This is a genomic window from Xanthomonas sp. PPL134 (assembly GCF_040595915.1).
Classification (GTDB): domain Bacteria; phylum Pseudomonadota; class Gammaproteobacteria; order Xanthomonadales; family Xanthomonadaceae; genus Xanthomonas_A; species Xanthomonas_A indica.
In genome coordinates this window covers 123,642-146,622 of record NZ_JAMDLL010000009.1, presented here as the reverse complement: position 1 = coordinate 146,622, position 22,981 = coordinate 123,642, and the positions used below count along the sequence as shown (strand labels likewise).

Genomic DNA, 22,981 nt, shown 5'->3' with positions numbered 1-22,981 from the left:
AATTAAGCCGACCCGCGAAGCGGGTTCGGCTTCAATGAATTGTTAGCCCTCTGGCTTAGCCGTAATGGGCACTTGGCTTGGATCATCATGCCGAACGATTCTAAGGTGCAGGACGTTGAAAGCTGACGGTGCGTTGACGCCGCTCCGCAATTGCTGCTTCTCCCGAGCAGCGTATACGCGAAGCCCAAATTGATCCAGTTGCTTCAAGCTCTCTGCAAGGGATTTCTGAGCCTCAATTCTCTCGTGCGGCTCGTTCATTCCGAGATCGACCCAGTCTGTGAGGCTTTGCAGGAAGCCGCCCACACAGTCGAGCTCTTCCTCCGAGAGGTCAGTTGGGTAGTCGTCATATCGACCATGGCAGTCAGAGCTGAGATCAAGCAGTGCTTTGGCAGACGAGACTGAGAACAGATGGCTAGGGATCGCGGCTGGGTTGCGGACTAGCGTTACGGCTTCAGGCTGTTTTGAGTGGCCAAGCCTGACTTTGACCCATTTCTCGTGATTTGCTTTTAGTTGGCGCAATGTTTCCGCGGTGAATGTTTCCGACTGGTCATCGACAAGCTTGTGATGCACCCGACACAAGAGAATGAGATTGTCTATAGCATCTAATGCGTCTGGAGCGAGATTTGGGTCATGGCGTGGCCCATTAGGCGCACCAGAGATGATGTGGCATTCGTCTCCAACCACCGACTCAGAATCAACATTTGATGCATCGACAACAAGGTGTTCCTTGCAGAATGCACACAAGTTGCCGGAACGGCCCCAGAGCACTTTCCTTGTCTTGTCGGTGATGCTCATGCAGTGGGGTAACGCTGAGCATAAGCCGCGGTCTCGCCGGAGCGCAGCGAAGGCGTGGACGTCGGCTTGATGCTCTGGTTAGCTCCTGCGCTGCCGAGCACTTTGAATGAAAAAGACGTGTCCATATCTGCTCTCTCGAAGTCGATTGTCTCGGATGTCCTTCAACGCCAGCCCCAAGCCTATAGGATTGACTATTATTGGAGACGGAAGATTTGATCCAATTCCAGCCAGAACGGATTGCCGAACGTTCGGCCTCACATCAGCTGCAAGCTCCCATAGATCGTTTTGCACCTTATGCTGGAGGTCAGACTCAAGTGACGCCCCACTTTTCATTAATTCGTAAATCGCTGTACGAAATGCCTTTACATACTTGTCTTCTCTTAGTTCCAACACCTCGTCCCAACTGAAGCCGTCAAAGTCGGGAACGAGCAGTCAGCCGCTGAACAATTCATGGCATTGCCCGTTTGCGAGAGCAACTTCATTTGCAAGAGCACGGCCAATAATTGGCGAATAGTTTGGAATTACGTCGAGTCCTTCAGCCTCGGCCAGTATGTTGAGGCCAATGTCAGCGTAGAGATCGCCGCTCAATTCTTTTACGTCGTCGATATCGAACTCATACGAGTCAGTGGGAAGGCCATTTATACGCCGGACCTCGGAAAAACAAAACTCACTGAGCCTGCTTCTAGCTTCCTCCGGGACCACGCCGTATCTCATAGACTCGAAACGTTCAGCGTCTTTAACTACATCCCAGCAATCAACGAATAGATTCTGAAAACGCTTATTTTTACCAAGGGATTTTCGATCTTTGAGTGATTTGCCCGTTGATATGAGCATCGATACAAATTCTGCCAGTGACCCTATTCCGAAATTGCCGATCGGGGCGCCATAGCGATTGAAGATGATGTGCTCAAATAGAATGGCATATCTCTTCATCAAACCATCACGAGATATGCCCTCCCTCTGGAAGTTGAAAAGGCTTGGGATAGAGGATATGACGTCCATGTTGTTCCTAAGAACTAACTCCTATTGGACCGCCAAGCACGGAATAACGCAATCGTCGCTGAGTAATTGAACGCCGTCAATCCGGCCGAAACATGTGTGGTTCCTTGCCGCTACCGGTCTTATGCTAACTTCACCGCTGGACGTTATGCCGCATTTTGCGGGTGTAACCGTTACCCCGTCTATTCACGGGTGTAATGAAGGCCCTGCCGAGATGCCGGCACGCTAGATTCCGCGCCGCTTTCGGATTTCACCGCAAATCCAGCATGTTGTTGCTTTGGGTGACCTCGGCCGTCTTCTCTCCGGTCACTACGCGCAACCGCGCCCCCTTGCCGCCGCCGCCCGCCGGCACCACCAACCGCACGTTCGCGATTCTCGGCTCCAAATCCCGCGGCGCCTCCAACGCAGCAAACCCCGCCCGCGCCACTTCGCGGCCACGCGCATCCTCCAACACCACAAACCCTGCCGGCGCATCCACATGCCCCAGGCTATGCACGGTGACTTCGATGGCATCGGCCATCACCCGCACATCCCCACGCCCAATCCCCAGATCCGGCCGCTCCTCGACCGGCACCGCGGCCGGCGTGACCAGCTCGAACTCCATCACCACCGTCTGCCCGGCGGGAAACTCCACGTCCACCGCCCCGCTCTTCTCGAACGCAAACTCCCGCGTGGCGGCCTTGCCATCGATCTTCCCATCGCCATCGCGGTCCACGCCCGCGCGCATCCGCCACTGCCCCGCCGCGACATTCCAGCCAGTCATCTGCGCCTGCTGCGTCTTGCCGCTGGTGTTGTAGCCGATGACGGTGAAGCGATCCTGCCGCGGCTTCGGCAGCAGCAGCGCCACCTGCACCGCGCCTTCGGGATCGGCGAAGCGCCAGCTGACGGTGTGGCCGGGGTAGGTCTGGTTGCGCTTGAGGGCGACGCCGCCGAGGCGGGCGCGCTGCAGGTTCACGGTGGGCGATTCGACGCGGTCGCTCCACCAGTGGCCTTCGGTGTTCATGTAGAAGGTCTGCAGCTTGTCGCGGGTCTCGGCGCGGTACAGGGTCTCCAGCCAGCGCGGGTCGCCGCTCTGTTCCCAGGCGACGTGGTGGGCGAAGTCCGGGGCGTCGTCGGGGTCGGCGTCGGCTGCCGCCTTGGCCAGGCTGGTGCCCCAGCTGTCGCGCTTGCCGAGCACGTCGAGGAAGTTCTCGTTGAGCAGGGACAGGCCGCCGGGGCCGGCCTTGGCGACGCGGTAGTCGATGGCCTTGAGATAACGCGCGTCGCCGGTCCAGCGGTACGCGGCCCAGAAGGTGTGCAGGGTGTCGGGGCCGCCGCTGCCGTCGAACAGGCTGCCGCCGCGGGTCTTGCCGGTGGCCCAGTCGATCTCGTTGGGCAGCGCCCACTGGCCCTTGGCGTCGGTGTAGGCGTAGGCCAGGTAGCCGTCGGCCAGTCCGGTGACGATGCGGCGGCTGTTGGGGTCGGCGTTGTAGCCGCCCAGCAGCAGCGCCGGGTGCAGGATCGGGAACGAGTAGGGTTTCTGCCACTGCCAGTTCGGTTCGCGGTAGACCTTGCGCCCGCCGAACCAGTTGCTGGCGAACAGCAGGTGGCCCTGCGGGTTGACCTGGATGATGCGGTCGAACGCCTTCACCGTGCGCATCAGCCGCTCCACCGTCAGCGGGTCGCCCCAGTTGAGGTAGAGCATGGCGCTGTTGATGTTGATGCCCTCCTCGTAGGAATGCAGTTCGTCGGTCTCGATGGTGGAGAGGCCGTCGGTGAACATGCCGTTGCGGTAGTTGGCGTCGGACAGCGCGGTGAGCGAGGCGGTGAGCTTGTCCGGGTCCACGCCCATCAGGGCGACGCCGGGCCATTGCTGGGTGAGGTCGGAATCGTCGGAGATGCCGCCGCCGAAATCGCCGTAGTCGACCTGGCGCTCGTCGATCCACCAGTGGATGTAGCGGCGCGTGGCCTTGAGGTCTTCCAGCTGCCAGAACGCCCAGCCCGGCACGCCCTTGGGCGGCTGCGGCAATTGCACCGGCAGTGGGCCCTGGTTGCCGTAGCTGATGTCGGCCCAGTACTGGCGGCCCAGCGCGTTGTCCGGGTCCACCCGCAGCAGGTCGTGGATGTCGGCATCCAGGCGCGCGTACAGGCGCTGGCGCTTGGAGGTGGTGTGTTCCTCGACCAGGAACCCCCAGTTGTCCTTGACCTGGTTGAAGCGGTCGGCGATGTGTTCGGCCTTGGCCTGCGCGCGCGGCTTGAACAGCAGGCGGAGTTGCGCGCCGTCCAGCGCGCGCGCGTCGAAGCCGGGCGCGGCCGAGGCGATGCTGAGCATCAGGCTGTCGTCGCCGAGGATGCGGTCGCGCAGGTCCAGCCACAGCGTGCGCGCCTGCCCGGGCGCGACCGACACCGACACGTCGAGCATGTCGCGGCCGGGCCAGATGGGATCCTTGACGCGGATGTTGAGCGGGATCAGGCCATTGTGCGTGGCCGGCAGCTGCAGCGCCGGCAGGTCGATGGCGATGCCGTCCAGGCCGTCGTGCATGTTTTCCCAGCCGTAGGACCAGCTGCGCATCAGCGGCTGCGCCGCCGGGGCGTCGCCGAGGTTGGAGGGGATGAGCACGTGGACGATGGGCAGCGCCGGCACCGCGGTCTTGTCGTCGGCACGCTTTCGCTGGGGTGCCTTGGTCGGCAGCGCGACCACGGTGCTGCGTTCGTCCGGCGGGTAGCGCCCGGCGATGTAGGCGCGCAGCGCGGCGAGGTTGGCGTAGTCCGGGGCGATGTCGCTGCGCACGGTGTAGCGCAGCGTGGCGCTGGGGGTGGCCGGCTCGGCGCCGGCGCCGACGTCGTAGGCCCAGATCTCCTGGATCGGGGTTTCCTGGGCGACGTTGCTGAAACGCAGGTGGCCGCCGCGGCGGCGTTCGAACTGGTCGACGCTGCGCACGGTGCCCTGGGCGCGTGAGAACAACGACGTGGGCGTCGCGCCATCGGCAGCATAGGTGGCCTGGCCGTACGCGGCGCCGCGCAGTTCAATGCGGTTGAACGGTTCGTCGGGCAGGGCCAGGTCCAGCGTCTTGCCGCCTTCGACGTAGACGTTCCAGTCGGGCAACTGGAAGTAGTCGTTGCGGCCGGGCAGGCGCGAGCGGTTGTAGACGCCGGGCCAGGTGGTCTCGGCGATGCCGTCGGTGGCCTTCCACATCCACTCCTTCAGGTCCTTGGCGTCGGCGAACTCGACCTTGCGGATGCGCGTGGAGGGCGCGTCCAGCGCTGGCGGGGCGCGGCCGTGGTCCCAGCCGAAGCGATGCAGCCAGGCGTTGCGCGCGGCGCTGTCGGGCACGGCCTCGGCGCTGCGTGGCTCCTGTTGCCGGGCCAGCGCGGCGACGCCGGCGGCATCGAGCATGCGGTCGTAGACGCGGAGCTCGTCGACGTCACTACCGCGCAGGAAGTTGTAGCGGCTCTGCACCTGGTGCGGCGCCAGCACGCGCGCGGCCAGGCCGAGTTGGTCGAGCGCGGCGTCAAAGTCGAGCGAGCCGCCGGCGGCGCAGGCCTGCGTGCAGTCGACGCGCGCGGCTTCCTTGCCGTCCACGTAAAGGCGCACGCCGCGGGTCTCGTCCCAGACGAAGGCGAGGTGGGTCCAGGCACTCGGCGCCGGGTGCTTGTCGAGCGTGAAGGAGACGCGGGTGCGCGCCAGGTTGGCGTCGGTGACGAAGGCATCGAAGCCGTGGCCGTTCCAGTCGATGCGCAACCAGGCCATGTCCCAGCTGGTGTGGTCGGCGTAGCCGACGCGGAAGATCACGAACGGCGCTTCGCCGACCGGATAGCGCGAGCGCCAGAAGAACGACAGCGTGCCGCGCTGGGTGTAGAGGTTGCCGGGGGCGTTCCAGGACAGTACGCCGTCGTCGGCCCATTCGATCGCCTGGCCGGAGACGCCGGTGGGCACCAGGGTGATCTTGTCGCGGAAGTTGGGTGTCGGGTCGCCGTGGGCGACGTCGGCGTCCAGGCCTTTGTCGGCAGAGACGCGGAAGAGGAGTTCGGGGGTGGCGGCTGTGGCGATCGCTGGCAAAGCGAGGGAGCACAGCAGGATGAAGCGGTGTGCAATGCGGTGCGTGCACTGCGTGTTGGAGGCGTATGAAGTAACGCCTTGCCTTGTCGACGTGTGTCGGTGCAGCGCGTCGCGGCTAAAGCCGCTCCCACAGTGCAGTACCGTACATGTGGGAGCGGCTTTAGCCGCGACGCGCGGTGCGGGCACATCCTGTGACGTTCGTACGGAGCCGATGAAGGTCAGGCGTTGCATCGCAGTTGCCTCAAGGCGCTGCCATGCCCAAAGACCCATTGCGGCCACACCACGGGCAGCGCGCATGGCGCTGCGGCACATTGCCTGTTTCATCTCGCTCCTTTGCGATCGACGCGCGCCATGGCAGCGCGCGGCGACCTCCCTCCCCGGCCCGCGAGTATGCGGGCAGCGGGGCGTTGCCGATGCCGCAGCGCGGCACCGGCGCACGCAACCTTCAGAACTTGTAGCGCACGCCGATCGCGTACTGGCGGCCGGTCTCGCTGTAGGTCAGCGGCAGTTGCGCGCCGCCCGCGCTGGTCTGCACCCACTCGTAGTACGGCACGTTGGTCAGGTTCGAGCCTTCCAGGCTGATGTCGATCTTCTCGTCGATCTTGTAGGTCAGCTTGGCGTCGACGACATTGGTGCCGCGCATGCCGTGCATGTCGAAGCCGGTCTCGGTGGCCGGCACCTGGGTCAGGTAGCCGTCGCGGTGGGTCAGCGACACGCGGCCGCTGAAGCGCTCGCCTTCGTAGAACAGCGTGGCGTTGTACGAATTCTTCGACAGGCCGGTGAGGTCGGTGTTGAACGACAGCGCGCCGGTGCCGGTGACGTACTGGATCTTCGACTGCACGTAGGTGTAGTTGAGCTGGGTGCCGAAGTTGGCCCACTTGCCCGGCAGGAAGCTGAAGGGCTGGATGTAGTTGAACTCGGCGCCCTTCAATTTACCGCCCGGGGTGTTGAGCGGCACGCTGAAGACGAAGTCGTCGCTGGCCGCCGCGCCGGTGCCGTCGAGCAGGCTGACCGGCAGGCCGCTGCTGGAGTACGGGGCGATGGTGCGCGCGGTCTGCACGAAGCTGTCGATGTCCTTGTAGAACAGCGCCAGGCCCAGCATCGCGCCTTCCTGCAGATACCACTCGAAGCCGAGGTCGGCGGTCTTGGCGCGGATCGGATCCAGGTTCGGATTGCCGCCGCTGACCGTGCGCGCACCACCGGCGACGGCGACCGTCACGCCCGGGGTCAGGCTGCCCAGGCCCGGCCGCGTCATCACCTTGGCGGCGCCGAAGCGGATCAGGAAATCCGGGGTGATCTCGGCGACCAGGTTCAGCGACGGTAGGGTGTCGTGGTAGTCGCGCTCGACCGTGGTGTTGATCAGGTTCGAACCGACCAGGGCGTAGCCGGTCGAGGACTGGTTGGTCTTCACGTAGCGCACGCCGATGTTGCCGGAGAACGGGATCGCGCCGATGTCGAAGGCGAAGTCGCCCATCAACCAGGCGCCGCGGTCCTTTTCTTCCACGCTGCGGGTGTTGACCGCGCGCTCGGTCAGCGTCCAGGTGCCGGTGCCGCTATAGATGCCCAGCGCATCGGCAATGCCGTTGAGGTCCGGCACCGCCCAGTTCGACGGGGTGCCTTCGATGCCCTTCAGCCCGGCCAGTGCCACCAGGTCGGTCGGCACGATGCGGTTGCCGGTGGCGAAGGTCGGCACGCTGGTCTCGGAGGCGCGGCGGAACTCCTTGGTGTCGAAGCCGTAGTTCTTGGCCAGCACGCCGCCCTTGAGGGTGAAGTTCGGGCCCAGGTTCCACTCGAAGTTCAGCGAGCCGGTGTCGAAATCGTTGTTGGCCGACTGCGGGCGCATGCGCACTTCGGCCAGGGTCCAGCCGTTGGCGGCGGTGGGGTCGATGCCGTAGTTGAACACCGGCGAGGTGTCGCTGTTGCGGTAGTCGTAGCTGTAGCCGGCGACGTTGTTCTTGTCCATGATCACCGTGGTCTGGATCGGGTTCCGGTGCTTGGAACTGGAGGTGCCGACCTCGCCGGTGATCTTGAAGGTGTCGCTGAAGCGGTGCTCGCCGCTCAGGGTGAGCTGCTTGAAGACCGTGTTCCACTCGTCGTGGCGGTTCTCCGAGCGGATGTCGACGTTGTCGAAGCGCCCGTACAGCAGCGCGCCGGAGGCTGGATCGACATAGCCGTCGCGCACGATCATCTCCGGCTTGCCGTTCTGCGAGCGGCCGCGGCTGAAGCTGATCGCCTCGATGTAGTGCTCGTCGCGCTTGGCGTCGATCTTCGAGTACAGCCCGTCCAGCGAGAACTCGGTGCTGTCGCTCGGCTTCCACTGCAGCGAGCCGGTCACGCCCAGGCGGTTCTGCTTGTGCTCCATCTGCGTGTAGCGCGGGATGCGCGGGCTGAACACATTGGCGCTGTTGGCCGCGGCGAACGGCGAGGCGGGGCTGTAGCCGTTGTTGCTGGGGCCGTTGGCCCAGCGCGTGGTGCCGCTGCCTTCCTCGAGCACCTGGCGCTCGGAATAGGCCACCGACATCAGCGCGCCGAAGGTGCCGTCGGCCCAGGTGTTGGCGACCAGCGCGGCGATGCGCGGATCGGCCTCCTCCGACATGCCGTTGTAGGTGGCCTGGCCGTTGGCGGCGAAGGTGAAGCCGTCGTAGTCGAACGGCCGCGCGGTGCGCAGGTCGACCGTGGCGCCCAGCGAACCTTCCTCGACGTCGGCCGAGGCGGTCTTGCGCACCACCATCTGGGTGAACAGGTCCGAGGCGAACACGTTGAAGTCGAAGCCGCGGCCGCGGTTGGTGCCGCCGCTCTGGTCGCTGGCGCCGACCGTGGTCAGCGCCTCCATGCCGTTGATGCGCACGCGGGTGAAGTCCGGGCCGAGGCCGCGCACGGAGATGTTGCGGCCTTCGCCGGCGTCCCGGGTGATGACCACGCCGGGGATGCGCTGCAGCGATTCGGCCAGGTTGGTGTCGGGGAACTTGCCCACGTCCTCGGCGACGATGGCGTCGACCATGCCCTTCTCGGCGCGCTTGATGTCCAGCGCCTTCTCCACGCTGGCGCGGTAGCCGGTGACGACGACGGTGTCGAGCTCGGTGGTGGCATCGGCGGAGGCCGTGGCCGGCGCCTGCGCCGGGGCTTCCTGCGCCTGCAGGGCGCCGGCCTGCAGGGCCAGGCCGATCGACAGCGCGAGCAAGGTAACCGGTGTCTTCCGGCGTTCGGTACGTGATTGCATGTCCTCCCCTCCCAAGGGTTACATGACGGCGTGGAACTGCGGGCGTTGTCGCGAATGACACCGCTAGTCAAAAACAACGTTAACAGTTGCGAAACATTGCGGCATCTTGCAGCGCAACAGAGTGCCCGGCGCTCCAAGGGTCTTTCCAGTCAATGAGATAGCGCGTGATCGCGATGGCGGCCAGTGCCGAAACGCCTGTTGCCGCACAGAAATGACACCGCTAGTCAGTTCTTCTGGCCCACGTCCGCGTTTCGCGGCATGCTTGGCGTCCCTTCGGCCGCCCGGACCCGCCCGCCATGACCGCTTCCCGCATCGTCTGCTTCGGCGAACTGTTGCTGCGCCTGGGCGCGCCCGGCCACGAACGGCTGCTGCAGACGCCGCGGCTGGAGGTGCAGGTGGGTGGTGCCGAGGCCAACGTGGGCGTGGCGCTGGCGCATTTCGGCCACACCGTCTCCGTGGTCAGCGTGCTGCCGGACAACCCGCTGGGCCAGGCTGCGGCCGGCGAGTTGCGCCGGCATGGCGTGGACACCAGCGGCGTGCGCTTCGTGCCCGGGCGCATGGGCCTGTACTTCCTCAGCACCGGCGCCGGACACCGGCCCAGCGAGGTCACCTACGACCGTGCCGGCTCGGCCTTCGCGCTGGATGCGGGCGACCGGCACGACTGGCCGACGCTGCTGCGCGGCGCGCAGTGGCTGCACCTGTCCGGGGTGACCCCGGCGCTGGGCGAACGTGGCGCGGCGGCGGCGCGGGCCGCGGCAACTGCGGCCCGCGCGGCCGGGGTGCGGGTGTCGTTCGACGGCAACTACCGGCCCAAGCTGTGGGAAGCCTGGCACGGCGATGCGCCGGGCATCCTGCGGCAGCTGCTGGCCCAGGCCGACGTGCTGTTCGCCGACTATCGCGACCTGGAGGTGGTCCTGGGTCACCGCTACCCGCAGGACAGCGTGCAGGCCCGCGTGGAGGCCGGTGCGCGCGACGCCTTCGCCGCGTTCCCGCAGTTGCAGGCGATGGCCTGCACCCAGCGCGTGGCGCACAGCGTGGACCGGCACAGCCTGGGCGCGATGCTGCTGCGCCGCGATGGCAGCGTGGCGCAGGCGCCGGCCGAAGAGCTGAGTGGCATCGTCGACCGCATTGGCGGCGGCGACGCCTTCGCCGCTGGCGTGCTGCACGGGTTGAGCCAGGGCTGGGACGACACCGCCACGATCCGCTTCGGCCTGGCCGCCGGCTGCCTCAAGCACACGCTGCCCGGCGACGTGCTGGCGCTGAGCGAAGCCGAGGTGCAGGCCTGCGTGGGGGCGACGCGGTTCGATGTGAGGCGGTGAAGGGCCGGGATTCGGGATTCGGGATTCGGGATTCGGGAATGGGGATTGGGGATTGGGGATTGGCAAAGGCGCTAGTGCTGCGGGTTTCGTGGCGCGGGGTGGCGCCGCGGTATGGAACCGACCTCGTTCCCGGCGCGGTTCGGTCAAATCCAGCATCGCGGCTTCGGTTGTCGCGGCTGAAGCCGCTCCTACGGGAGTGCAGTTGCCGCGGGGATGGCTGGTGCACTTGTGGGAGGGACTTCAGTCCCGACGCGATTCGGTCGACGCACGCATTGCCGCTTCGCTTGTCGCGGCTGAAGCCGCTCCTACGGGAAAGCAGCTGTCGCGGGATGGCTGGTGCATTTGTGGGAGGGACTTTAGTCCCGACGCGATTCGGTCAATTCACGCATCACGGCTTCGGTTGTCGCGGCTGAAGCCGCTCCTACGGGTGCGGCGTGCGCTGTCGGCGGCGTGCGCTCTCGTAGGAGCGGCTTCAGCCGCGACAAGCCATCGAACATTGGCAATGCGCGGTGCGAGCGCAATGGCGCACATGTCGCTGCTTCGGTGTTGCGGGCAGCGCCGCTAATCCACTGTATGGCCTGGCCCGCCGCCACTGCACAGCCCTCGCCTGTCTCGCCCATGGAGGCCGCTCATCCCGGCGCTGCCATCGCTTCGGCTGCCATCGAAAAAGAAAACGGCCGACATCGCTGCCGGCCGCATGTTCTCTCCAGGATCCGGGATCACAACGACTCCCGAATCCCCACTCCCCAATCCCCGCTCCTCAGAGCTCCACGCAATCGAACTTGACGTCCGGGTCGACGTCGGCGTCGTAGTCCACGTCCTGGCGTTCAAAGCCGAACAGCTTGAGGAACTCGTGCTTGTAGCCGGCGTAGTCGGTGAGCTGGAACAGGTTCTCGGTGGTCACCTGCGGCCACAGCGCCTTGCAGGCGTTCTGCACGTCGTCGCGCAGTTCCCAGTCATCCAGGCGCAGGCGGTTCTCGTCGTCGGTGGCCGCGGGCTGGCCGTCCTCGCGGTACAGGCGCTCGCGGAACAGGCGGTCGGCCTGTTCGATGGTGCCTTCGTGCAGGCCCTTTTCCTTCATGATCTTGTAGACCATGGAGATGTACAGCGGCATCACCGGGATCGCCGCGCTGGCCTGGGTCACCACCGACTTCAGCACCGCCACGTTGGCCGTGCCACCCTGCGGCTGCAGGCGGGCGTGCAGGCGCTGCGCGGTCTGGTCGAGGTCGACCTTGGCCTTGCCCAGCGCGCCGTGCCAGTAGATCGGCCAGGTGATCTCGGTGCCGATGTAGCTGAAGGCGACGGTGCGTGCGCCCGGCGCGAGCACGCCGGCCGCGTCCAGCGCATCGATCCACAGTTCCCAGTCCTGCCCGCCCATCACGGTGACGGTGTCTTCGATCTCCTGCTCGGTGGCCGGCTCGATCGAGGCCTCGATGATCGCGTCCTTGTTGGTGTCGATGGCGGTGGCGGTGTAGGTCTGGCCGATCGGCTTGAGCGCCGAGCGCTTCACTTCGCCGGTGCTCGGCAGCTTGCGCACGGGCGAGGCCAGCGAATACACCACCAGGTCGACCTGGCCGCCCATGTCCTGCTTGATCAGCTCGATCACCTTCTCCCGCGCCTGGTCGGAGAAGGCGTCGCCGTTGATCGACTTGCTGTACAGGCCGTCGGCCTTGGCCTGCTTGTCGAAGGCGGCGGCGTTGTACCAACCGGCGGTGCCGGCCTTCTTCTCGCTGCCGGGCTTCTCGAAGAACACGCCGAGGGTGGCGGCGCCGAAGCCGAACGCGGCGGTGATGCGCGAGGCCAGGCCGTAGCCGCTGGACGCGCCGATCACCAGCACGTTCTTTGGCCCATCGTGGCGCACGCCGCGCGCGCGCGTGGCGGCGATCTGCTCGAGCACGTTGCGCTCGCAGCCGAGCGGATGCGTGGTGGTGCAGATGAAACCGCGGACTTTCGGATGGATGATCAACGTGAATTCCTCGTCGGCACAATGCCCGCGGCATCTTAATGTCTGCGGCGGGCAGGCAGAAGTCCCGGTGGCAGCACACGGCAGGGTATGGAGCGCGGTGCGGGTGGAGGCGCGCGCGCTCGGGGGTGTCGCGTCGCGACTGAAGTCGCTCCCACAAAAGAGCTGCGGCGCAGCGGCGGATGCCGTGCTGGCGGGAGGGAAAAGCGCGGATCGGCGAACCCTTCACCGCGTCGTTGGTTGTCGCGGCTGAAGCCGCTCCTACGGGATGGGACGGGGCCGCCATTGAGGCGGTGCCGCCATGTCGGATGGCGACAGTGTGGGAGGGACTTCAGTCCCGACGCGCTGACGGTGGATGTCGCAGCGAGATCGCCTGCGGGCGCATCAGATGATGCGCAAGGTGATCGCCTTGAGCACGGCGCGGGTGCGGTCGCGGGTGCCGAGCTTGTCGAGGATGGTGGAGACGTAGTTCTTCACCGTGCCTTCGGCCAGGAACAGGCTGCGCGCGATTTCCTTGTTGGAGTAGCCGCCGGCGAGCAGGCGCAGGATCGCCACCTCGCGTTCGTTGAAGGTGTCGCGCGGCGCGTCCTCGTCGCGGTAGCGGTAGCGCGCGCGCACCGGGTCGGTGCTGACCGGCTGCAGCAGGGTCTCGCCCGCTGCTACGCGCGCGATCGCCTCGCGCAGGTCCTCCGGCGCAGCGTCCTTGAGCAGGAAGCCCTGCGCGCCGGCGGCGGTGGCGCGCAGCAGCAGGTCGGATTCGTCGAAGGTGGTGAGCAGCAGCACCGGCGTGCGGTCGCCGCGCGCGCGCAGCTGTTGCAGCGCCTGGATGCCGTCCATGCCCGGCATGCGGATGTCGCTGAGCACCGCGTCCACCGGCGTGGCCGCCACCGCGTCGAGCAGGGCCTGGCCGTCGTCGGCCTCGCAGGCGACGACGATGCCCTGGGTCTGCAGCAGCGCGCGCAGCCCCGCGCGCACCAGCACCTGGTCGTCGGCCAGGGCGATCCGCAGCGCGCTCACAGCGGCAGCCTCACGCTCAGCTGCATGCCGCCGAGCGGCGTGCGGCCCAGGTCCAGGCGTCCGTGCAGCGCGGCCAGGCGCTCGCGCATGCCGGCGATGCCGTTGCCCTCGCGGATGCGTTCGGCACGGTGGCCGTCGTCCTCGATGTCCAGGCACAGCTGCTGCCGGTCCTGGCCCAGGCGCACCCGCACATGCGCGGCGTCGGCATGCCGCGCGGCGTTGGTCAGCGCTTCCTGCACCAGCCGCAGCAGGGTCTCGGCCAGGTACGGATCGGTGATGCGCAGCGCCGGGTCGATCTGCAGCTGCAGCTGCGGCCGTGGGAACGGCGCGGCCAGGGCGCACAGCGCCGTCTCCAGGTCCACGCCGCGGTCGTCGCGCAGCGACTGCACCACCGCGCGGATGTCGGCCAGCAGTTCGGCGGACAGCCGTTCCACCGTCGCCACCTCGGCGCGTTGCGCCAGCGCCGGATCGGCCAGCAGCAGGCGCAGCTGGATGCGCATGGCGGTGAGCTTGTGCCCGGCCACGTCGTGCAGTTCGCGCGCCAGGCGCAGGCGCTCGGCATCGCGGGTGCTGTCGGCGAGCAGCGCGCGGGTGGCCAGCAGGTCGGCGTTGACCCGCGCCAGCGCCTCGCGCGCCAGCTCGGCGGTGCGCGCGTAGTGCGCACTCAGGCCGGCGAAGGCATGGAAGCAGCCGTAGATCAGCGTGGTCAGCAGCGGATGCTTGATGCTGGCGGCGGACAGCGCCAGGAACGTGCCCAGGTTGGCCAGCACGGCCAACAGCAGCACCTGCCGCGGCGGCCACTGCAGCGCCACCTGCGCGACCACCACCACCAGCAGCACCGGCGCCGTGCCGACGTGCGGCTCGAGCCAGACCAGGGCCATCGCCGCCGCCGCCTCGAGCCACAGCGCGGCATCGCGCCAATGCCCGGGCAGGTAGTGCGCGCCGATCAGCGGCAGCAGGAACAACGCCGCCGCGAGCCAGCACCAGACCGCCAGGGCATGCGGCGCGAACTGGAACGACCACAGCACGGTGGCCACGGTCAGCAGCCCGGCCAGGCGCTTGGGTTCGATCAGGTCGCGCAGGAATCGGTTCATGCGGCGGATGCTGACCGTGCGACGACGCCGCGGCAATGGGTCGGGCGTAGAAAGTGACTTCCGGCAGGCGGAGCGGGTGACCAGCGGCCACTGCCGCGCCACCGCGATGGCGGCACACTGCGTCCATGCCCTGCTGCGCGCTGGACACCCGGCGCGTTGGACGGGGCACCCCGCCACGCAATGCCGGCCTTGCACGCCGCACGAGGACACCGCCATGCCCATGACCCTGCACCATCCGGATCTGCTGTTCATGCTGCTCGGCCTGAGCTGGGGCGCCTACGAAATCCTGCTCGGCCGCCGTCGCCGCGCCGCCGATGGTGGCGCCCGCGACCAGGGCACGCTGCGGCTGCTGTGGCGCGTGCTGTACGCCGCGGTGGCGCTGGGCGTCGTGCTGTCGATGCTCGGCGTGTGGCGGTATGCGCCGCACCTGCGCGAGCCGTTGCGCTGGACGGCGTGCGTGCTGCTGGCCAGCGGCCTGGCGCTGCGATTGTGGTCGATCCGCGTGCTGGCGCGCTGGTTCACCGTCGACGTGACCATCCAGGAAGGCCATCGCCTGGTCCGCCACGGGCCGTACCGCTATCTGCGGCATCCCTCCTACACCGGCGCGCTGCTGGCGTTCTACGGGCTGGCGCTGGGCATGGGCAACGTGCTGTCGCTGCTGGCGATCGTGCTGCCGGTGACCTGGGCGTTCCTGCGCCGCATCCGGGTCGAGGAAGCGCTGCTGACCCAGGCCTTCCCCGAGGAGTACCCGGACTACGCCGCGCACAGCTGGCGGCTGCTGCCGTGGGTGTGGTGAGGCCACGTCGCTGGTCGCGACCCCCACTGATTGGTATTACCAATATCGTGCAGCCAGCGCGTTGAAGAGATTGACCTCGCGTGAAATCAGGCGCCTAATGCCGCCGTAGCGATTGCTCTCTCTGCGTGATTGGTATGACCAAAATTTCCATTGCTGCCAGCACACCAGCAGCCGCCGAGCCCCCTGCCCGGCTCAGCGACCGGGTCGCCGCGCAGTTGCGGACGCTGATCGCGCAACGCGGCCTGGCGGTCGACGCGCGCCTGCCCGCCGAGCGTGCCCTGGCTGCGGAATTGGGCGTGTCCCGCCCGGTGTTGCGCGAGGCCATCGCCCAGCTCGCCAGCCAGGGGCTGCTGCGCGCCCGCGTGGGCGGCGGCACCTACGTGCAACGGCCACCGACCCCGGAGGACCAGGTGGTGGCGCCGCTGCAGCCGTTCCTGCCGCTGCTGCACGCCGACCCGGAATACCGTTTCGACGTGCTGGAAGCGCGCCACGCCCTGGAAGGCGCCACCGCCTGGCACGCGGCGCTGCGCGCCACCGACGACGACCGCGCGCGCATCGACGCCGCGTTCGAGGCGCTGCTGCAGACCCATGCGCAGGCCGATGCGGCCGCCCAGGCGCATGCCGATGCCGACTTCCACCTGGCCATCGCCGAGGCCACCCACAACCGCGTGCTGCTGCAGGTGATGCGCGGCCTGTTCGACCTTCTGCAGGCCAACATCTCGCAGAGCCGGCAACAGCTGTTCGCCTCGCCGCGCATCTTCGCCGCCCTGCACGCCCAGCACCGCGCCTTGCGCGACGCGATCCTGGCCGGGGACCCGGAACGCGCCCGCGCCGCCGCGCACGCCCACCTGGAATTCGTGCACAGCGCGCTGCGCACCCTCGACGAGGACGATGCGCGCCGCGCCCGCGCCTCGCGCCTGCCCTCCTCTCCCTGACCGCCTGCCGCCATGATCATTTCCGCGTCCACCGACTACCGTGCCGCCGCGCAGCGCCGGCTGCCGCCGTTCCTGTTCCACTACATCGACGGCGGCGCCTATGCCGAGCACACCCTGCGCCGCAACGTGTCCGACCTGAGCGACATCGCCCTGCGCCAGCGGGTGTTGCGCGAGGACATGTCGGCGCTGGACCTGCGCACCGAGCTGTTCGGCGAACGCCTGGCCTTGCCGGTGGCGCTGGGGCCGGTGGGCCTGACCGGCATGTACGCGCGGCGCGGCGAGGTGCAGGCGGCCAGGGCGGCGGCGGCCAAAGGCGTGCCGTTCACCCTGTCCACGGTGTCGGTGTGCCCGATCGAGGAAGTGGCGCCGGCGATCGACCGGCCGATGTGGTTCCAGCTCTACGTGCTCAGGGACCGTGGCTTCATGCGCAATGCGCTGGAACGGGCCAAGGCGGCCGGCGTCACCACCCTGGTGTTCACCGTGGACATGCCGGTGCCGGGCGCGCGCTACCGCGACGCGCATTCGGGCATGAGCGGCCCCCATGCGCCGCTGCGGCGCATGCTGCAGGCGGTCACCCACCCGCGCTGGGCCTGGGACGTGGGCCTGCGCGGGCGCCCGCACGACCTGGGCAACATCTCCACCTACCGCGGCCACCCGACCGGGCTGGCCGACTACATCGGCTGGCTCGGCGCCAACTTCGACCCGTCGATCACGTGGAAGGATCTGGAATGGATCCGCGCGTTCTGGACCGGGCCGATGGTGATCAAGGGCATCCTCGACCCGGCCGACGCGCGCGATGCGGTGCGCTTCGGCGCCGACGGCATCGTCGTCTCCAACCATGGCGGGCGCCAGCTCGACGGCGTGCTGTCCAGCGCGCGGGCGTTGCCGGCGATCGCCGATGCGGTGCAGGGCGAGCTCAAGATCCTGGCCGATTCCGGGGTGCGCAGCGGCCTGGACGTGGTGCGCATGCTGGCGCTGGGCGCCGACGCGGTGCTGCTCGGCCGCGCCTTCGTCTACGCGCTGGCCGCCGCCGGCCAGGCCGGCGTGGAGCACCTGCTGGGCCTGATCGAGAAGGAGATGCAGGTGGCGATGACCCTGACCGGCGCCAAGTCGATCGCGGCGATCTCGCGCGATTCGCTAGCGCAGGTGACGCGCGAGGCGATGGTCTCGGCGTAGGGCGTATCAGCCAGTCGCGAACCTGCCACGCCGCGATGGCGCGTCGCGAGGAAGCCGGGACGCGGATGGCAAGGCACGCCAGTGGAATGACGCCCTTGCCACCGCGCTCGCTCGGGTTGGCCGGGCGGGCCGCGGCATTGACGGCGCGCGGCACGACCTGACGACCGGGCAGGCGCTGTGCGCCGCACCACCAGCGGCACGTTTGCCGGCCCCGGTGCGGTGCGGCGCCCTCCAGATCGGTGGTGCACCCGGCACCACCGCCACGGGCCCGCCCTACCCCGCCTTGCGCCGCGCCGGCGCCTTGCGTGCGGCCGGCTTGGCCTTGTCTGCCGCCGGTTTCGCGCGCGAGGCCTTCTTCGCCTTGCCGGACGCCGCCTTGGCCGGCTTGCTGGCCTTTTTCGCGGTCTTGCGCACCGGCACGCGCTCGTCCTGCCTGGCCGGCGTGCGCTTCTTGGCCTCCAGGCTCTTCTGCAGCAGCGACATGAAGTCGACCACGTTGGTGGCGGCGTCTTCGCGGTGCGGGGCCTCGGCGTCCTCGTCGACCTGGGTGGTGCCCTCCTGCGCCTTGATCCGCTTTTGGATCACCGCGTGCAGCCGCTCGCGGAATTCGTCGTGGTAGGCATCGGGGTCCCAGCGCCCGGACATCGAGTCGATCAGCTGCGCCGCCATCTCGGTTTCCTTGGCGCTGATCCGGTAGTCGGCGGCCTTGCCGCTGGGCAGCGTGTAGTCGTCCAGGTCGACCAGTTCCTGCGGATAGCGCAGCAGGATCAGCACCAGCGCGTCCTGCAGCGGCATCACCGCCGACAGGTATTCGCGGGTGCGGATCACCACCCGCGCGATGCCGACCTTGCCGGTGCTGCGCAAGGTCTCGCGCAGCAGCACGTAGCCCTTTTCGGCCTTCTTGCCCGGCACCAGCACGTAGGGCTTTTCGAAATAGCGCAGGTCGATCTCGGCGGCGTCGACGAAGGCTTCCACCTCCACCGCCTCATGGCTCTCCGGCGCGGCCGAGGCGATGTCCTGCTGCTCGACCACCACGTAGTTGCCCTTGCTGTATTCGTAGGCCTTGACGATGTCCTTCCACGGCACTTCCTCGCCGGTGTCGGCATTGACCCGCTCGAAGCGGATCGGGCGCTTGTCGCGCGCGTCGAGCATGCGGAAGTGCAGATCGACCCGGCGTTCGCCGGACATCAGCGACACCGGCACGTTGAGCAGGCCGAAGGACAGCGTGCCGGTCCAGATCGGGCGCGGCATCAGTGCGCCTCCATGCCGGTGGCCTGCGCCGGCAGGTGATCCAGCGCCTGCCAGGCGTCCTCTACCACCTGCCGCGCCTGGTCCCAGTCCAGCCGCGAGTCGCCGCGCACCAGGTCCCAGTGCGCGGCCAATTCGCCATCGGTCTCGGCTTCCGGCCCGCGCGGCCAGCCGCGGGCGTGGGTCTGCAGGGCGAAGGCATAGGCCGGGCACAGGTCGCGCCACGGGGTGCGGTGGCGGGCGCGGCGCTGGCGATAGTCGGCCAGGCTGTAGCGGCGATAGTCGGGCGCATCCTGCGGGCGCGGTGCGGCGCCACGGCGACGCGGCGGCGGCACGCTCGGCAAGGGGTCCAGATGGGCGTTGAACAGCAAGGGGTCGGGGCGGTCGCTGGGGCGCATGGCAGGGCTCCGGGCGGCAACGTCGGCGGGGGGATGCGCAGCAGTAGCGCCCGCCCCGTTAGCGGTTCGTGACCGACGCGTGCAAGGGCCGCGATTCGCAATGGCTTCACTGCCGCGGCGGTGAACTGGACCTCCGCCGCCATTCCTCTGGAGGAACCGGACATGAGCACGCCCACCGATCCGCTGCGCCAGGCCCCACCCGTTCCCGGCGAACAGCGCGGCAAGCGTCACACCCAGGACCGCGAAGACCGCGGCGCCGGCGACAGCCCCGAGACCATCGTCGAACACGAACCGCGCACCGGCGAAAACCGCGCTGCGCCGCAGGACACGCCGGCGCACTCCACCCCCGACACCGCGCACGGACGGCACGCCGACGCCAACCAGGACGAAGCGCTGGAAGAAACCTTTCCCGCCAGTGATCCGGTGTCGCCGTTCGTGCCGGCGAAACCGCCGAAGGGGTCTTAGCCGGAGGCGTCTCAGGACGTTGTTGTCGCGCTCGTCGTCGTTTTGCTACGTACAACGGATGTGTAGGAGCGGCTTCAGCCGCGACCCGGGCGTTCCCGGTAAGGCCCGTCGCGGCTGAAGCCGCTCCTACGGGAGTGCCCGGCGCTGCGTTGTGGTGAGCATCATCGCGGCATCCTTGTGCATCGGCCACTACATCGACCTGGTCGGTGACGTGCTCAGTGGAAGCAGCTTTCTTCACCAGGGACACGAACCCTCCTCCACTGCGTCCGAATCCCGTCCATGTAGGAGCGGCTTCAGCCGCGACCGACGTTACCGTTAACGCCACGGTCGCGGCCAGAGCCGCTCCTACAATGCATACGGTCGCGCGCTTCCACGACTACACCTTCCCCGCCGCCTCCAGCGCGGCGTACTCGCTGTCGTCGAACAACCGCGAGCGCACCAGGAAGCGCACGCCCTCGCCGTTCTCCAGCGAGAACATGCCGCCGCGGCCGGGCACGACATCGATGATCAGCTGCGTGTGCTTCCAGTAGGCGAACTGCGACGGGCTGATGTAGAACGGCGCCTCGCCGATCTCGCCCAGCAGCACGTCGCGGTCGCCGACGATGAAGTCGTCCTGCGGATAGCACATCGGCGAGGAACCGTCGCAGCACCCGCCGGACTGGTGGAACAGCAGCGCGCCGTGCCGCGCCCGCAGCTTGGCGATCAGCTGCAGGGCCGGCAGTGTTGCCAGTACCTGCAGCGGCAGCGCGGCCGCGGGCGCGGACGCGTCCATCAGGCGGCCATGTCCAGCACGATGCGGCCTTCGATCTTGCCGGCGTGCATGCGTGCGAACACGTCGTTGATGTTGTCCAGGGTGTCGGTGGCCACGGTCGCGGCGACCTTGCCCTGCTCGGCGAATTCCAGCGACTCTTGCAGGTCCAGGCGGGTGCCGACGATCGAGCCGCGCACGGTCACGCCGTTGAGCACCATGCCGAAGATGTCCAGCGGGAACTCGCCCGGCGGCAGGCCGTTGAGCGACACGGTGCCGCCGCGGCGAACCATGCCGATGGCCTGTTCGAACGCCTTCGGCGAGACCGCGGTGACCAGCGCACCGTGCGCACCGCCGATCTCCTTCTTCAGGTACGCCACCGGGTCGGTGGTGCGCGCGTTCACCGTCACCGTCGCGCCCAGGCGCGTGGCCAGCGCCAGCTTGGCGTCGTCCACGTCCACCGCGGCCACGTTCAGGCCCATCGCCTTGGCGTACTGCACCGCCATGTGGCCGAGGCCGCCGATGCCGGAGATCACCACCCAGTTGCCCGGCTTGGTGTCGGTGACCTTCAGGCCCTTGTACACGGTGACGCCGGCGCACAGGATCGGTGCGACCTCGACGAAGCCGATGCCCTTCGGCAGATGGCCGACGTAACTGGCGTTGGCCAGCGCGTATTCGGCGAAGCCGCCGTTGACCGAATAGCCGGTGTTCTGCTGCGTCTCGCACAGGGTTTCCCAACCGCCCAGGCAGTGCTCGCAATGGCCGCAGGCCGAGTACAGCCACGGAATGCCGACGCGGTCGCCTTCCTTGACGTGGTCCACGCCGGCGCCGACCGCCACCACGTGGCCCACGCCCTCATGTCCGGGAATGAACGGCGGATTCGGCTTCACCGGCCAATCGCCTTCGGCCGCGTGCAGGTCCGTGTGGCACACACCGCAGGCCTCGATCTTGACCAGAATATCGCCGGCCTGCGGCCGCGGCACCGCCACTTCCTCGATCGCCAGCGGCTTGCCGAATTCCCGCACCACGGCGGCTTTCATCGTCTTGTCCATTGCAACGCTCCTGAGAAAAACGGGTGATGTCACCATCGCGCGACCGGCGACGGAGTGCCTTGATCCAGATCAGTTGGGGCAGGCGACGACGCGCTGCTGCATGCCGCCGCCCTGCCCCATGCGTCAGAAGAAACCCAGCGCCTTCGGCGAATAACTGACCAGCAGGTTCTTGGTCTGCTGGTAGTGATCGAGCATCATCTTGTGGTTCTCGCGGCCGATGCCCGACTGCTTGTAGCCGCCGAACGCGGCATGCGCCGGGTAGGCGTGGTAGCAGTTGGTCCACACCCGCCCGGCCTGGATCGCGCGGCCCATGCGGTACAGCCGCGCGGCATCGCGGCTCCACATGCCCGCGCCCAGCCCGTACAGCGTGTCGTTGGCGATCGCCAGCGCCTCGGCCTCGTCCTTGAAGGTGGTCACCGACACCACCGGGCCGAAGATCTCCTCCTGGAACACGCGCATCTTGTTGTGGCCCTTGAACACCGTCGGCTTGACGTAGAAGCCGCCCGCCAGGTCGCCGTCCAGTGCGTTGCGCTCGCCGCCGATCAGCACTTCGGCGCCTTCCTGCTTGCCGATGTCGATGTAGGACAGGATCTTCTCCAGCTGCTCGCTGGAAGCCTGCGCGCCGACCATGGTGTTGGGGTCGAGCGGGTTGCCCTGCTTGATCGCCGCCACGCGCTTGAGGGCCTTCTCCATGAACTTGTCGTAGATCGATTCCTGGATCAACGCGCGCGACGGACAGGTGCACACCTCGCCCTGGTTGAAGGCGAACAGCACGAAGCCTTCCACCGCCTTGTCGAGGAAGTCGTCGTCCTCGGCCATCACGTCGGCGAAGAAGATGTTGGGCGACTTGCCGCCCAGCTCCAGCGTCACCGGGATCAGGTTCTGGCTGGCGTACTGCATGATCAGCCGGCCGGTAGTGGTCTCGCCGGTGAAGGCGATCTTGGCGATGCGCGGGTTGCTGGCCAGCGGCTTGCCCGCCTCCAGGCCGAAGCCGTTGACCACGTTGAGCACGCCCGGCGGCAGCAGGTCGCCGATCACCTCCATCAGCACCAGGATCGAGGCAGGGGTCTGCTCGGCCGGCTTCATCACCACGCAGTTGCCCGCGGCCAGCGCCGGCGCCAGCTTCCAGCACGCCATCAGCAGCGGGAAGTTCCACGGGATGATCTGCCCGACCACGCCGAGCGGCTCGTGGAAGTGGTAGGCGATGGTGTCGTGGTCAATCTCGGAGATGCCGCCTTCCTGCGCGCGCACCGCGCCGGCGAAGTAACGGAAGTGGTCCACGCACAGCGGCACGTCGGCGTTGAGCGTCTCCCGCACCGGCTTGCCGTTGTCCCAGGTCTCGGCATAGGCCAGCAGTTCCAGGTTCTGCTCGATGCGGTCGGCGATCTTCAGCAGCACGTTGCTGCGCTCGGTGCTGGAGGCCTTGCCCCAGGCGTCCTTGGCGGCGTGCGCGGCGTCGAGCGCGGCTTCGATGTCCTCGGCATTGGAGCGCGCCACCGCGGTGAACACCTTGCCGGTGATCGGCGTGCTGTTGTCGAAGTACTGCCCGCTCTTCGGCTCCACCCACTTGCCGCCGATGAAGTTGCCGTAGCGCGACTTGAAGATGGACTGCGGATCGGTGGCATGCGGCTTGGCGGTGCTGACGGCATTCATCGTGGTGTCTCCTTCGGCGGTCGAGAGGACAGGGCAGGCCCATCCGGTAGCTGCGTAAGCGCAA

General features: G+C 67.6%; 17 protein-coding genes. 5 read left to right on the top strand and 12 right to left on the bottom strand.

Going from position 1 to position 22,981, the window contains the following annotated elements:
• Positions 1–42: 42 nt before the first annotated feature.
• The 4 genes from M3U25_RS15935 to M3U25_RS15920 form a co-directional block, all read right to left on the bottom strand.
• The gene (locus M3U25_RS15935) at positions 43–795 is read right to left on the bottom strand and encodes an HNH endonuclease signature motif containing protein (RefSeq protein ID WP_355501589.1); all 753 of its coding nucleotides are present in this window, start codon (positions 793–795) and stop codon (positions 43–45) included.
• Between the two features lie 432 nt (positions 796–1,227).
• Positions 1,228–1,797 (bottom strand): hypothetical protein, encoded by a 570-nt coding sequence (locus M3U25_RS15930; protein WP_355501592.1) that lies wholly within the window; start codon positions 1,795–1,797, stop codon positions 1,228–1,230.
• 247 nt (positions 1,798–2,044) lie between these two features.
• The gene (locus M3U25_RS15925) at positions 2,045–5,833 is read right to left on the bottom strand and encodes a LamG-like jellyroll fold domain-containing protein (RefSeq protein WP_355501595.1); all 3,789 of its coding nucleotides are present in this window, start codon (positions 5,831–5,833) and stop codon (positions 2,045–2,047) included.
• Positions 5,834–6,278: 445 nt separating this feature from the next.
• Positions 6,279–9,053 carry a TonB-dependent receptor gene (locus M3U25_RS15920; protein WP_355501598.1) on the bottom strand — a complete coding sequence of 925 codons (2,775 nt, stop codon included), beginning with the start codon at positions 9,051–9,053 and terminating at the stop codon, positions 6,279–6,281.
• A gap of 296 nt (positions 9,054–9,349) precedes the next feature.
• Between M3U25_RS15920 and M3U25_RS15915 the strand changes: the two genes are divergently transcribed.
• Positions 9,350–10,372, top strand: a complete 1,023-nt coding sequence (locus M3U25_RS15915) for a sugar kinase (protein WP_355501601.1) — start codon at positions 9,350–9,352, stop codon at positions 10,370–10,372.
• A gap of 760 nt (positions 10,373–11,132) precedes the next feature.
• On the opposite strand, the gene fabV is transcribed toward M3U25_RS15915, so the two are convergent.
• The 3 genes from fabV to M3U25_RS15900 form a co-directional block, all read right to left on the bottom strand.
• A complete protein-coding gene (fabV, locus tag M3U25_RS15910; RefSeq protein ID WP_355501604.1) occupies positions 11,133–12,338 on the bottom strand; it encodes an enoyl-ACP reductase FabV in 1,206 nt (401 codons plus the stop codon).
• A gap of 381 nt (positions 12,339–12,719) precedes the next feature.
• A complete protein-coding gene (locus M3U25_RS15905) occupies positions 12,720–13,352 on the bottom strand; it encodes a response regulator transcription factor (protein WP_242158054.1) in 633 nt (210 codons plus the stop codon).
• The gene (locus tag M3U25_RS15900) at positions 13,349–14,446 is read right to left on the bottom strand and encodes a histidine kinase (protein WP_355501607.1); all 1,098 of its coding nucleotides are present in this window, start codon (positions 14,444–14,446) and stop codon (positions 13,349–13,351) included. The genes M3U25_RS15905 and M3U25_RS15900 overlap by 4 nt, the downstream gene beginning before the upstream one ends.
• Positions 14,447–14,666: 220 nt before the next feature.
• Here M3U25_RS15900 and M3U25_RS15895 point away from each other — a divergent pair, with 220 nt between their 5' ends.
• The 3 genes from M3U25_RS15895 to lldD all read left to right on the top strand — a co-directional run bounded on the left by M3U25_RS15895 (position 14,667) and on the right by lldD (position 17,353).
• Positions 14,667–15,242, top strand: a complete 576-nt coding sequence (locus M3U25_RS15895; protein WP_355501826.1) for an isoprenylcysteine carboxylmethyltransferase family protein — start codon at positions 14,667–14,669, stop codon at positions 15,240–15,242.
• Positions 15,243–15,376: 134 nt separating this feature from the next.
• Positions 15,377–16,177 carry a transcriptional regulator LldR gene (gene lldR / locus M3U25_RS15890; protein ID WP_355501610.1) on the top strand — a complete coding sequence of 267 codons (801 nt, stop codon included), beginning with the start codon at positions 15,377–15,379 and terminating at the stop codon, positions 16,175–16,177.
• 12 nt (positions 16,178–16,189) lie between these two features.
• Positions 16,190–17,353 (top strand): FMN-dependent L-lactate dehydrogenase LldD, encoded by a 1,164-nt coding sequence (gene lldD, locus M3U25_RS15885; RefSeq protein WP_355501613.1) that lies wholly within the window; start codon positions 16,190–16,192, stop codon positions 17,351–17,353.
• 273 nt (positions 17,354–17,626) lie between these two features.
• On the opposite strand, the gene M3U25_RS15880 is transcribed toward lldD, so the two are convergent.
• Entirely contained in the window at positions 17,627–18,604 is a 978-nt protein-coding gene (locus tag M3U25_RS15880; RefSeq protein ID WP_355501617.1) for a Ku protein, read from the bottom strand.
• Entirely contained in the window at positions 18,604–18,999 is a 396-nt protein-coding gene (locus tag M3U25_RS15875) for a hypothetical protein (protein WP_184502732.1), read from the bottom strand. Before M3U25_RS15875 ends, M3U25_RS15880 begins: the two co-directional genes overlap by 1 nt.
• Before the next feature lie 162 nt (positions 19,000–19,161).
• Between M3U25_RS15875 and M3U25_RS15870 the strand changes: the two genes are divergently transcribed.
• Positions 19,162–19,464, top strand: coding sequence for a hypothetical protein (locus M3U25_RS15870; RefSeq protein ID WP_355501621.1), 303 nt, complete (start codon positions 19,162–19,164; stop codon positions 19,462–19,464).
• A gap of 376 nt (positions 19,465–19,840) precedes the next feature.
• Here M3U25_RS15870 and M3U25_RS15865 read toward each other — a convergent pair whose 3' ends face one another.
• From M3U25_RS15865 to adh, 3 genes are all read right to left on the bottom strand, one after another.
• Complete coding sequence (locus M3U25_RS15865; RefSeq protein ID WP_355501624.1) at positions 19,841–20,236, bottom strand: DUF779 domain-containing protein; 396 nt, start codon at positions 20,234–20,236, stop codon at positions 19,841–19,843.
• Positions 20,236–21,264 carry an alcohol dehydrogenase AdhP gene (gene adhP, locus M3U25_RS15860; RefSeq protein WP_242158014.1) on the bottom strand — a complete coding sequence of 343 codons (1,029 nt, stop codon included), beginning with the start codon at positions 21,262–21,264 and terminating at the stop codon, positions 20,236–20,238. The genes M3U25_RS15865 and adhP overlap by 1 nt, the downstream gene beginning before the upstream one ends.
• Before the next feature lie 123 nt (positions 21,265–21,387).
• Positions 21,388–22,917, bottom strand: coding sequence for an aldehyde dehydrogenase (gene adh, locus M3U25_RS15855; RefSeq protein WP_355501628.1), 1,530 nt, complete (start codon positions 22,915–22,917; stop codon positions 21,388–21,390).
• Positions 22,918–22,981 lie beyond the last annotated feature (64 nt).